This window comes from Methylophilus flavus, from assembly GCF_042678905.1.
In the GTDB taxonomy this organism is placed as follows: Bacteria; Pseudomonadota; Gammaproteobacteria; order Burkholderiales; family Methylophilaceae; genus Methylophilus; species Methylophilus flavus.
The window spans coordinates 528334-539362 of the sequence record NZ_JBHTLN010000002.1 but is presented as its reverse complement, the minus strand read 5'-3'; the positions used below and the strand labels follow the sequence as shown (position 1 = coordinate 539362).

At 47.6% G+C, this 11029-nt stretch carries 11 protein-coding genes; 5 read left to right on the top strand and 6 right to left on the bottom strand.

Features of this window, described 5'->3' with window-relative positions; genetic code table 11:
- The first annotated feature begins 21 nt into the window (after positions 1–21).
- Positions 22–693, top strand: coding sequence for a ligase-associated DNA damage response endonuclease PdeM (gene pdeM / locus ACFQ2T_RS12575; RefSeq protein ID WP_379034934.1), 672 nt, complete (start codon positions 22–24; stop codon positions 691–693).
- A gap of 97 nt (positions 694–790) precedes the next feature.
- On the opposite strand, the gene ACFQ2T_RS12570 is transcribed toward pdeM, so the two are convergent.
- Positions 791–1339 (bottom strand): GAF domain-containing protein, encoded by a 549-nt coding sequence (locus ACFQ2T_RS12570; RefSeq protein ID WP_379034932.1) that lies wholly within the window; start codon positions 1337–1339, stop codon positions 791–793.
- Between the two features lie 284 nt (positions 1340–1623).
- On the opposite strand from ACFQ2T_RS12570, the gene ACFQ2T_RS12565 reads away from it, so the two are divergent.
- Positions 1624–2265 carry a pyridoxamine 5'-phosphate oxidase family protein gene (locus ACFQ2T_RS12565; protein ID WP_379034930.1) on the top strand — a complete coding sequence of 214 codons (642 nt, stop codon included), beginning with the start codon at positions 1624–1626 and terminating at the stop codon, positions 2263–2265.
- A 117-nt stretch (positions 2266–2382) separates the two neighbouring features.
- On the opposite strand, the gene ACFQ2T_RS12560 is transcribed toward ACFQ2T_RS12565, so the two are convergent.
- The 5 genes from ACFQ2T_RS12560 to ACFQ2T_RS12540 all read right to left on the bottom strand — a co-directional run bounded on the left by ACFQ2T_RS12560 (position 2383) and on the right by ACFQ2T_RS12540 (position 9103).
- On the bottom strand, positions 2383–4947 hold the full coding sequence (locus tag ACFQ2T_RS12560) for a bifunctional diguanylate cyclase/phosphodiesterase (RefSeq protein ID WP_379034928.1): 2565 nt from the start codon (positions 4945–4947) through the stop codon (positions 2383–2385).
- Between the two features lie 291 nt (positions 4948–5238).
- Positions 5239–7260: a PAS domain-containing hybrid sensor histidine kinase/response regulator gene (locus tag ACFQ2T_RS12555; RefSeq protein ID WP_379034926.1), complete on the bottom strand. Its 2022-nt coding sequence runs from the start codon at positions 7258–7260 to the stop codon at positions 5239–5241.
- A 239-nt stretch (positions 7261–7499) separates the two neighbouring features.
- Complete coding sequence (locus ACFQ2T_RS12550) at positions 7500–7928, bottom strand: RDD family protein (protein WP_379034924.1); 429 nt, start codon at positions 7926–7928, stop codon at positions 7500–7502.
- Between the two features lie 270 nt (positions 7929–8198).
- Entirely contained in the window at positions 8199–8567 is a 369-nt protein-coding gene (locus ACFQ2T_RS12545; protein WP_379034922.1) for a DUF6232 family protein, read from the bottom strand.
- Between the two features lie 164 nt (positions 8568–8731).
- Entirely contained in the window at positions 8732–9103 is a 372-nt protein-coding gene (locus ACFQ2T_RS12540; RefSeq protein WP_379034920.1) for a DUF6232 family protein, read from the bottom strand.
- Between the two features lie 257 nt (positions 9104–9360).
- Between ACFQ2T_RS12540 and ACFQ2T_RS12535 the strand changes: the two genes are divergently transcribed.
- From ACFQ2T_RS12535 to ACFQ2T_RS12525, 3 genes are all read left to right on the top strand, one after another.
- On the top strand, positions 9361–9750 hold the full coding sequence (locus ACFQ2T_RS12535; protein WP_379034918.1) for a hypothetical protein: 390 nt from the start codon (positions 9361–9363) through the stop codon (positions 9748–9750).
- A 607-nt stretch (positions 9751–10357) separates the two neighbouring features.
- Complete coding sequence (locus tag ACFQ2T_RS12530) at positions 10358–10531, top strand: DUF1328 domain-containing protein (protein ID WP_379034916.1); 174 nt, start codon at positions 10358–10360, stop codon at positions 10529–10531.
- A 104-nt stretch (positions 10532–10635) separates the two neighbouring features.
- Positions 10636–11007: a YidH family protein gene (locus ACFQ2T_RS12525; protein WP_379034914.1), complete on the top strand. Its 372-nt coding sequence runs from the start codon at positions 10636–10638 to the stop codon at positions 11005–11007.
- Positions 11008–11029: the final 22 nt, after the last annotated feature.

Sequence of the window (11029 nt, the reverse complement as noted above, 5' to 3'; positions counted from 1 at the left end):
AATTAATCACTTATTAATTAAATGAAAAATGCATTCCCTTTAAGCATAGGCACTGATACGCTGTTGTTACTCGCCGACAAAGCCATCTACTGGCCGCAACAAAAAGCACTGTTGATTGCAGATGCGCACTTTGGCAAGGCAGCCGCCTATCGCGCACTGGGCCAGCCTGTCCCGCAGGGCACCACCAGCCAGAACCTGCTGCGGCTGAACTTGATGCTTTGCACGTATCCGACTGAGCAACTGATCTTCCTCGGTGATTTCCTGCATGCGCCCAAGTCACACGCACCGGCCACCCTGAGAGCTTTACGCCAATGGCGTGAACAACATGCATCCCTTCGCTGTATCCTGGTGCGCGGCAATCACGATAAACATGCCGGCGACCCGCCAGCGGATTTGAATATTGAAACAGTGGATGAGCCTTACCTGATGGGCGATTTTGTATTGCAACATATACCCGCACCGCACCCTACGCATCATGTGATTGCCGGACATATCCATCCTACTTTCCGTTTGCTGGGCAAAGGTCGGCAGCGCCTGATTTTGCCGTGTTTTCACCACCAGGAAGGCATGACCTTGCTGCCCTCTTTTGGTGACTTTACCGGCGGGTTTGTGATGGAGAATAAAGCAGGTGACTTTATTTGCGTGACAGATGGTGAAAGTGTCTGGTCAGTTCCGCATAACAGCAGCGAATAAACAATGAAGTCACGCTAGATATCTAACGGCGAAATAGCTAACGGCAAAGCAAGCCAGATAGGAAGAGAAGATGATTGCCCGATCTTTAGTGAGTACTCTAAACAGGCTGATCAGTATGCTGAGGCGCTATTTTATTCAACTCCTGCAGGGAAATTCTTCTCGCAAGCAAGGCCTTTGTCGTGATGTTTGCAAGGCCGGTCAACACCTGTTTCTGCATGTCAGTCAGTGCATTTGGTTTAGTATCAATGACACACACCGAACCAATTTTTTCACCTAAAGGCAAGGTAATCGGCGCACCCGCATAGAAAACTATATTCGGATCGCCTGTCACCAGCGGATTACTCTGGAAACGACTATCTTTGGTGGCATCCTTGATCTCCATTACGCTATTTTCGCGGATGGTATGCGAACAAAAAGCCAGCTCACGACTGGTCTCCCTGACGCCTTCTAAACCAACCTGTGCCTTGAACCATTGTCGCTCGCTATCCACCAGGCTTATCAGCGCGATCGGCATGCCGCAAACCTCGGAGGCTAGCTGTGCTACGGCGTCAAAAACAGCTTCGTAGGGAGAGTCTAAAACAAGCAGTTTACGTAAAGCCGAAATACGATCAGGTTCGCTAATGTGCTCTTCATGGTGACTGACCATAACAACCTTTATGACTGAAGGGATAAACGTCAGAGTGTACTATTGTTTATCGCCATCTCAAAATATGGATATGTAAGGGTCTCGCCTTGAGAGAATAGCTCTATTTGGAAGCGAATAACCATCATTAAAAAGCATAAGCATATGAATGCTAAAAATGCCGCATATATGTCACAGTGATCGCAGCATTTCTTCTGGTGAAATAATCAATTGCGGCCAGCCACGTTTTTCTCACTCGTATATTTGCCTAAACTTCAGTGGTGGTTTAACACAACGTGGAGAAGAACATGAATGCACACCCAACCTGGATTTCACCTTTAGTTTCACCCAGCGATATCGCATTTACCCCTGCGGTCAAATCCCGGCAGGAAGAAATGGGGTCACGCGCCGGCTATGCAAAATTTGAAAGCACACGAGGCTGGGAATCACGTGTGACGCCGGTGCTAGCTGATTTTATCGCCGCACAGACCAGCATGTACATTGCCACAGCCAATGCGCAGGGACAACCCTATATGCAGCATCGTGGCGGGCCGCGGGGTTTCTTGCATGTGCTCGACGAGCAAACGCTGGCCTTTGCCGATTTTACGGGCAACAAGCAATACATTACCGCTGGCAACCTGGATGAGAATCCGAAAGCGCAGCTGTTTTTGATGGATTACGCCAATGCACAGCGCGTCAAAATATGGGGCGAAGCCAAGGTAGTGACCGGGGATCATGAGCTCATTGCCCGCGTTTCCTCACCGGATTATGCTGCCAGGGTGGAGCGCGTTATTGTGTTTACCATCAAAGCCTGGGATGCGAATTGCCCAAAACATATTCCGAAGATGCTAAAACTGGAAGATGTGATGCCAGCGATCCAGGAGCGTGATGAAAAAATTGCCGCGTTGGAAGCACGGATCAAAGCATTGGAAAAAAGTCTTCAAGGGTAGTAATCACAACACAGCCGGGCAATCGGCTGTGTTGTTTTAGCTTGTTCGGCCATGCGAGCAAACGATCATCCGCTTTATGGTGTCACTCTGGAATCGTTGCTGACACATCGCTCCTGATCATGGCTTCTCTTTCATTCTGGCGAACAGCCACGCTTCAAATTCTGGCCGTGGCAAAGGTTTTGAATAGTGATATCCCTGGATATAATCGCAGCCTATGCTATCCAGCAATGCCAGTTGCGCCTCGGTTTCCACGCCTTCGGCGATCACTTTCAATCCCAGCTTGTGCGCCATCATGATGATGGCTTCTACCAGTGGATAATCGGTAGATTCGGCAGCGATATTGGTGATGAACGTGCGGTCTATTTTCAGATAATCCACCTCGATCCGCTTGATATACGCCAGCGAAGAATACCCGGTACCGAAATCGTCAATGGCGACTTCTATGCCGGCTTCGCGGAAGCGTAGCAGTTGTTGCGCGGTTTTTTCCGAGGCATCCAGCAACACGCCTTCGGTGATTTCCACACACAGGCAATTGTTGGTATTGGCGGCGGAGGCAATCAGGTTGAACCAGCGGTCAAAGTAAGCGGTATGCTTGAATTGCACCGGTGACAGATTGACGCTGATCTGGAAGTCAGGGTGAAACTGGGCGCGCCATTTAAGCGCCTGTTCCAGGCATTCTATAAACACCCAGCTGCCGATTTCATGGATCAACCCGGCATCTTCGGCCAGTGGAATGAATTCCGCCGGGCTGACCATGCCCATGGTACTGTGCCGCCAGCGGATCAAAGCTTCCGCTTTGGTGACTGCCCCGGTTTTGAAATCGACCACCGGCTGGTAATAGATTTCAAACTCATGGTTGAGTAAGGCATTGCGTAATTCGCGTTTCTGTTCAGAACGCCGGTTCGCCACGTATTGCATTTCCTGCGTGTAAAAAGAATACTGGTTGCGGCCCAGTTTTTTGGCTTCGTACATGGCCTGGTCTGCATTTTTAATCAGGCTGGAAGCATCGTCCGCGTCGTCCGGATATACTGTGACGCCTATGCTGGCCGATATATATGTGGCATGGGTGTCTATCATGATCGGCGCCTGCAACAACTCCAGGATGGCTGTCGCCACCTTGATGGCAGCTTGAGTATCCTGTACATCCAGTAACGTCACGGTAAATTCATCGCCACCCAGACGCGATGTGAAATCGGTCATCCGTACCGCCGCATTCAGCCTTCGCGCCACCTCGATCAACAGCTGGTCACCTCCCTGGTGCCCCATGGCATCGTTCACTTCCTTGAAGCCATCCAGGTCCAGGTATAGCAATATGACCTTGGTGCTCAGGCGGTTGGCACGCAAAACCTCCTGCTGCAACCTTTCCTGGAACAGGCGGCGGTTAGGTAAATGCGTCAGTGCGTCATAATTGGCTTCATACCAGATGCGTTCCTCGTGCTCCTTTTTTTCGGTGATATCTGAAAACAGGACCACACGCCTGAATGGCTTGCCTTTATCATCATTGGTGGTGTTGACCTTGACCCAGTTGATGTATTCTTCGCCACTTTTTTTGACGCCGCAGATTTCCCCACGCCAGGAACCCGTTTCCTGCAGATCTTTGCGAATGGCCTCATAAAAATCCCGGTCATGCCGCGGCGATCCGAAAGTGACAGGATGGTGCCCGATGACCTCCGCAGAGCTATAGCCGGATATTTTTGAAAACGCTGGGTTGGTCGCAATGATGATGCCATTGATATCCAGCACCAGCATGGCTTCGCTGGTATTCTTGAATATGGAATCCGACAGGCGCAGCTCTTCGGCCGTACGGTGGCGCTCGATGGCGATCCTGGCCAGGTTGGAAAGATATTCCAGCTGCTCGATGTCTGCCTGCGAGGGTGTTTTAGGCGATTGATGATAAATGGCAAACGTGCCTGTCACATCATTGTGGTCGACAATGATAGGTACCGACCAGCAGGATGCCAGGTTGTAACTGGCAGCAAGTTCTTTGTAGCCATCCCAGCGCGAGTCAGCCTGGATATTTTCCACAATGACCGGTTTGCCTTCAAAAGCGGCCGTGCCACATGAACCTACGCTGGGTCCGATTTTTAAATTCTCTATCGCTTCAGAAAAGCCGGCAGGCAGGCTAGGTGCGACATAGTGTCTGAGAAACTGCTTGGTGCTATCGAGCAGCAGAATGGAGCATATACGTTCAGGATTCTCTTCCTCTACGCCCCGCACCAGATAAGCAAGTATGCTTTTCAGCGGCGCATTATGTGCCACCAGATCCAGCACCTGGTTCTTGATCTGCTCACGCTTCTCGGCCCGTTTCCGGTCTACGATAGGCCTTACAATCGCGCAGTTGTATTCCTGGCCGTTGTATTCAACGTAATTGGCGTTGATTTCAACAGGTAAAAAACTGCCGTCTTTTCGACGGTGCTGGGTTTCAAATGTCCTTGAACCTAGCGCTTTTAACCTTTCAAAATGTGCAGCCCACATGTCAGGCGAATATTTCAAATCGATATCGAAGATATTCAGACTTTTCATCTCTTCTTCAGAGTAACCCAGGGCTGCGTAGGCAGCTTCATTTGCATAAACTATGTTGCCCGCAGCGTTAAGCCAGGTAATCCAGTCCTGAATCTTGTTCAAAGAAAACCGTGAAAATAACGCAAAGTCCGGCAAATCCTGTTGATGCTTAACCGGCATGGCAAGTCCTCCCAAATGCAATGTCTGCTGGCCGCTCACACGCGCTTAGTATGCATATTGCAAGCAGCCATATCTTTACTAGACCATACTTGATACAAGATAGTTGTGAAAAGTTAAAACGGAGGCAAGGCGTATTGGGTGATGCTCAGGACGAAATGGCATTTTTCCAGCGGTGATTAAAGCAGTTCAAACAGTATTAATCGCAACAAACAGTGCTACCCCAACCGGAAACTATGGCGGGATAAAAACTTATTGAGACAAAATAATGCCAGCCATTCAAACCATCATGCTTTACGCTGATGGCGGTTGCAATGTTGTCTTTTGCGCCACGTTATCAATCAACTTGATCAGTAATTCAAAATCCACCGGTTTGACCAGGTGATGATCAAATCCTGCTTCAAATGCAGCCTTTTTGTCCTCTGCCCGTCCGTAGCCGGTGACTGCAATCAGGGTCGCTTCCGACATAGACTTGTTGGCTTTGATACGTTTAGCCAGCTCATAACCATCCATTTTGGGTAAGCCGATATCCAGTACACAGACCTTGGGCAGCACTGACTCGATCAGCTTGAGCGCCTTCAGGGAGTCATGCTCGAACAGCACTTCATGTCCGTAGAGCTCAATAAAAGTCGCTAGCGTCGTTGCCGCATCCACATTGTCGTCCACCACCACGACCGATAGTGTTTGCTGTTGCGGCATTACCGCATCAGGATTGTTTTCAATGTATGTATTTTCAGTCCACAAGGGCAAGGTGATAGTAAATTCGCTGCCTTTATCCAAGCCTTCACTGAAGCAACTGATAGTGCCATCATGCAATTTCAGCATGCTTTTCACCAATGCCAGGCCTATGCCCAGCCCGCCCTGGGAGCGGTCAGAACTGCGTTTTGCCTGCGCAAACAATTCGAAAATGGACTCCTGCTCTTCGCGCAATATGCCTATGCCATTATCAGAAACGGTGATGATGACAAAGCCATTTTCAATCTTCATCGTGAGTTTGATCTGGCCGCTGTTCTCTATGTATTTGGCTGAATTGTTAAGTATGTTGGAAACAATTTGCACCAGCCGCTTGTGGTCGCCCAGCACTCTTGCAGGTTGCGGTGTGAGCTCGACAATCAAAGCATGCTGACGCGACTCGATTAAAGGGCGCACCTGCTCCAGAGAACTGGCAATCACTGCCGCCATGTCCTGTGGTAATTTCTCAATATTGACCAAGCCGCGAGTGACCCTGGAAACATCCAGCAGGTCATCCACCAACCCGACCATGTGCTTGACTTGCCGTTCTATGATCTGGCTGGACTTGCGGACACGGGATTCATCATACTGGCTAAGCACCATGATTTGAGCCGCTGCACTAATCGGTGCCAGAGGATTTCTCAACTCATGCGCAAGCATCGCCAGAAACTCATCCTTTTTCAAATCGGCCTCTTGCAAGGCCTCTTTGTTCTGCTTAAGTATTTTTTGCGTATTATGGCTTTCGGTCACATCACGTGTGATGCCAGCAACCGCTTCTACCTCGCCATTGCTGTCAAAAACAGGGGAGAATATGTAGTCATATATCCTGTGACCAAAAGTACCTGTGAAAGCGACCTCCCCCCGGATAGAGCTTTTGGTTGATCGAACAGTATCAATTTCCTTTTGATGCATCTCTGCATGCCATTCTTCATAGCCTAATTCGCGGAAGGTTTTTCCCACGATCTGCTCATAAGGCTTGCCAAACATCTGAATCAGGCCTTTATTCGCATACGTAAACCGGTGTTCCGGTTCAGAAAAATCGAAGGTGTAAATGAAGTCAGGCGTGGCTGAAAGAATCGTTTCGTATAAACGGGAGCGGGTTTCTGATTCGCTGTAGATGGCATCCTTTTGCAACTGCAACTGATGCAGCGCCTCGGATCTGTTTGCAAGCCTGGCTTCAAGCTCTTTGCGCTCCTGAATCACGACACAATTGCCAACAAACCCTGTGAAAGTACCTTGCTCAGAATAGATGGGCACTCCATTATCAGTGACCCAGTGAAATGTGCCGTCATGGCGTTTTAACCGATACTCAAGGGTGAAAGCTTGTTGAGAGTCAAACGCTTGCGCATAAGTAGCCCGGCAACCATCAATATCTTCGGCATGCACGCTCTCAAGCCAGGCCGCCTCCCACCCTTGCAACCGCTCGTTGCCGGTAAAGTCACGCCACTGCTTATTAAACCAGGCAAAAAGTGTGTCAGTGCCTGAAAGCCACATCATCACCGGCGCATAATCTGCGATGGCCCGAAACCGGCCGTCAGGATCCACTGCTGGAAAAGAAATTTCTTCAGAAGGTGTAATTGGCATGGCAGCTCTTATTAACAATGATGGCTGAGTTAATCGGATAACTTTATAGCTGCTTAATTTATGCAGGTAACTACTATAGCACTTAGATACAAGATAATTGATCAGACATTGTTAAAGATATATTGGTTTAAAAACCCGTCTGTGATAAGAATTCTGCTGAAGTCGCTTATTGTAAAGGATGTGTATTCTGCATCTTGTTTTAAAAGTGGACCCAGCTGCCCCGCTTTCAGGACCGTCACTTATTTTTTATCACGGATCACCACGGTCCCTGCCAGTTTGTCATGCCAGCCCTGTTTGCGCTTATCGAAAGCAACCCATAAAAAACCTAGCCCAAACGGGATTAGTGCTAGGTAATACGCCAGGTACCTGCCTATGGCCTGACCCTTGCTAAGCGTATTGCCGGTGTCGGCATCAACCACTTTTGCAGAGAACATCATTTTCCCGGGTGTGGCTTCCTTGGTTAACCAGAACACGATGACTGCCACCGGAAAAAGCAGCCAGGAAATTAAATTGCCGATGGGCCCAAGCACGATTTCACCTGTCCAAAACGCTTTGCCGTAGATCACCATAAAAAAAGGCAACACGATCACGGTCACTAGAATAGTGTCTACGATGGAAGCAATGGCACGCGCCCAAAACCCTACATACTCAATTTCATCTGCCTGCATTTTCCGCCCCTTATTTATTGTTGTTTAAATGAATGTGACTCGATTGATACGTTTGACTAGCCCCTGAATAAGGCAACTGCCAAACGAGATAAAGTTTACCTGATTTGTAGCGTAATCATGCCATCCAACCATGCTGACATTTTTCTTTTTCTGAGCCATGACTAATGGCGGCCGATGGGAGTGATAGCGTTTAGCTATATCCGACACTATTAATAGAAAGCCCCTTGATCAAGGGGCATATGTCATCCTGACGCATGTTTTTATCCGCACTTAATCCCTGTGAATAATCGCGGTATTCAACGCACGGATCACTCTATCAATATCATGGCTATTTTCGCTGGTCAAAGCCTGGTGTTGTCCGGTGGACGTATGGATGACAACGGAATAGCGTGTCTTGGCAGACAACCAGGCCACCATGCCAAGGGCAATGGCAAAGCCACCGGCAAACATGAAAATATCTTCGAAGATGAACAGGAATGCACCTGCAAGTACGCAAAATGTAGCGAATACACGACTGGGTTCTGTCATACCGTGCTCAACGGCAATCACATCCTGCAAGGCATAAGTGAACCCATCGGCAATGAACTGGATATTGCTGACTTTAATGCCCTCAAGACTGAAGAATATAAACTCTTCCATCACTTGTCCTTTTCACTGATAACGCAAATCTGGAACAGTTGGCGCAGCAGCTTGTACGACCAAGTCACTGATTGAAAGGCACTATACGCTATTTCAATACCTGGGCTTTATTTGTATAGATTGATATAGGGAAAATTTTAAGGTTTACACACGCAAAGCTGGCATCAACCTCTGCTGATCAGAGCTGTATTTAAAGCACGGATCACTCTATCGACATCATGGCTGTTTGCACTGGTCAGCGCCTGCTTTTCGCCTTCTGGGGTATGGATGACAACCGAATAGAGCGTTTGTGCCGTAAACCACGCCACCATGCCAAGTGCGATTGAAAAGCCACCGACAAACATGAATACATCCTCGAATATCATGAGGAAAGAGCCGGATAACATGCAGAATGTAGAAAAGCTGCGTTTAGGCTCAATCAAGCCATGCTTGACCGATGTGACCTCATCAAGATGGTATGTTTGCCCGTCAGCAATAAAGTGGGTGTCACTGACCTTGATGCCCTCAAGGCTGAAGAATACTTTTTCTTGCATCATTTTTGTCCTTAACAAACCATGCGTGTATTGCAATAAAAAACATGCAAAGAATTAGCATAAACATATTTTACTGCTAATTAACATAGTTTGACATAAAGAAAACCATGAGTTTCTAGCTTAATTCAGGGAATCATCAGGAAGAGCGTTCATTAAAACATGCAAAAACCTGACATTTGATTTCTAATGTGTATGATTGAAAAACTGTGACTGCACTTTACTTGCACACATTAAGAATGGTTTAAAAGGGACTTCAGAATATGCATCAAAAAGAATTTGTCGCGAAAGATGGTTTGGCTTATACCATCACTATCAATGTGTCAGGGGAGGAAATTACGGTATCACAAGGCACTGAGTCATTGGGCGTAATAGACCTGAAACGCGTGATCAATCCACGAGGGTCCAATTATTACCTTGTCACGGTGCTGGACTTGGAAAAATGTAAAAGAATTGGATTAGGTGAAGCCTCCCTCAGATACCATCGGGAAGTATTTCGGCTGCCGCTGACAGCCAATGGCGATGTGCGAGAAGGCAGGCGTTCAAACGAAAGCCAGCTCACTAGGGATGGTATTATTTTTATCCAGAAAATGCGTGCCAAACAAGTGGTGGAAGCGGAAGATTTCCATGATGCCTTTAGTGAAGATGAATAGTCGCGGCTGGTTGCAGCCCATGACTCACCAATACCTTTTATACACCACACCTTTAATATAAGTGCAGGACTTTGTTCCGAGATTTACTGCTCCAGGTAAATCACGGACTCTCAACTTATTCCGTAAAAATCATGATCCCGAGAAAGCCTGCTAACAACACGCATATCAAAGGAAATGCTTTCATCAGGACAGATGCCAGCCACAGCAATCTTAAAATCAATAAGATGCCCGAAAAGTACAAAATTCTAACTACCAGATTTTTATCACCAGGCATTGATAGACCCTGCTTATACGAAACGAAAAAGTTTAAGTTGCATCCTACCGAACAACGGCTTGAGCAATTTATCAACGTGGAATCCAAGCACCTGTGTCAGATAATCAATACGCATGTTCCTACTTGCGTTTGCCGCGCTAATTAGCCAGGAATCAACTGCCTGAAGAGCATTTCAGCCATTTTTATCAAGTGGCTTGACGGATTAACACGCTAGCAAAATCATCTTAACTGTAGGTTGATTCCTACCTGCAATCCAGTCAATACCCTATACGCAAATCGGTACCTGCCTTTTATGATTTCAACACATTCATTTCCAACTAAGGGGTCCGAAAAATGCTTTACTATGCACTGATATTTTTAATCATTTCCATCATTGCAGGTGCGTTGGGCTTCCGCAGTGTTGAATCCGGCGCTGCAAAGATCTCAAAAGTCTTTTTCTTCATCTTCTTGATTCTGGCCATTGGTGTTGCAATTCTGGCAGTGCTTGGTATCAGCCTGTTTGCCTGACCATAAAACGCATCCAGAACGATTTGCGCAGCTGCGACTTACTTAGGCAAAATGTCCGGGTAAGTCGTAGAATGATCACCTTTATTCCCTAAAGAGTGACTGACATGTCTTATCTGGATGATCCACGCGTTTATTTTGCCGCAGAACGTACTTTACTTGCCTGGCAGCGCACTTCTATTGCCTTGATGGGGCTGGGGTTCGTCATTGAGCGTTTTGGCTTGTTTATCAAACTCATGAACCTGGATGCGCAGATTACAGACTCACAAAGCACCGTTTCACTTTACATAGGCGTTGGATTTATCCTGATAGGCGCCATTACCGCCCTGCTATCTGCAATTCAGTTTGTCGTATTCTGCAAGTCTTTAAGTGAGCAGGAAACACCGCGCGGCCACTTGTTCTGGTTACCGCCAGCGGTCAATGTGTTTTTAAGCGTGTCTGCGACATCACTCAGCATCTGGCTGATCCTGGCGCGTTAAGCCAGACACATGAGTGCATAAA

Excerpts from the sequence above, each read along its gene's own strand:
- ACFQ2T_RS12535 (WP_379034918.1), top strand. The coding sequence starts at position 9,361 with ATGCATCAAAAAGAATTTGTCGCGAAAGATGGTTTGGCTTATACCATC.
- ACFQ2T_RS12565 (WP_379034930.1), top strand. The coding sequence starts at position 1,624 with ATGAATGCACACCCAACCTGGATTTCACCTTTAGTTTCACCCAGCGAT.
- ACFQ2T_RS12545 (WP_379034922.1), bottom strand. The coding sequence starts at position 8,567 with ATGGAAGAGTTTATATTCTTCAGTCTTGAGGGCATTAAAGTCAGCAAT.
- ACFQ2T_RS12530 (WP_379034916.1), top strand. The coding sequence starts at position 10,358 with ATGCTTTACTATGCACTGATATTTTTAATCATTTCCATCATTGCAGGT.
- ACFQ2T_RS12555 (WP_379034926.1), bottom strand. The coding sequence starts at position 7,260 with ATGCCAATTACACCTTCTGAAGAAATTTCTTTTCCAGCAGTGGATCCT.
- ACFQ2T_RS12550 (WP_379034924.1), bottom strand. The coding sequence starts at position 7,928 with ATGCAGGCAGATGAAATTGAGTATGTAGGGTTTTGGGCGCGTGCCATT.
- ACFQ2T_RS12570 (WP_379034932.1), bottom strand. The coding sequence starts at position 1,339 with ATGGTCAGTCACCATGAAGAGCACATTAGCGAACCTGATCGTATTTCG.
- ACFQ2T_RS12525 (WP_379034914.1), top strand. The coding sequence starts at position 10,636 with ATGTCTTATCTGGATGATCCACGCGTTTATTTTGCCGCAGAACGTACT.
- pdeM (WP_379034934.1), top strand. The coding sequence starts at position 22 with ATGAAAAATGCATTCCCTTTAAGCATAGGCACTGATACGCTGTTGTTA.
- ACFQ2T_RS12540 (WP_379034920.1), bottom strand. The coding sequence starts at position 9,103 with ATGATGCAAGAAAAAGTATTCTTCAGCCTTGAGGGCATCAAGGTCAGT.
- ACFQ2T_RS12560 (WP_379034928.1), bottom strand. The coding sequence starts at position 4,947 with ATGCCGGTTAAGCATCAACAGGATTTGCCGGACTTTGCGTTATTTTCA.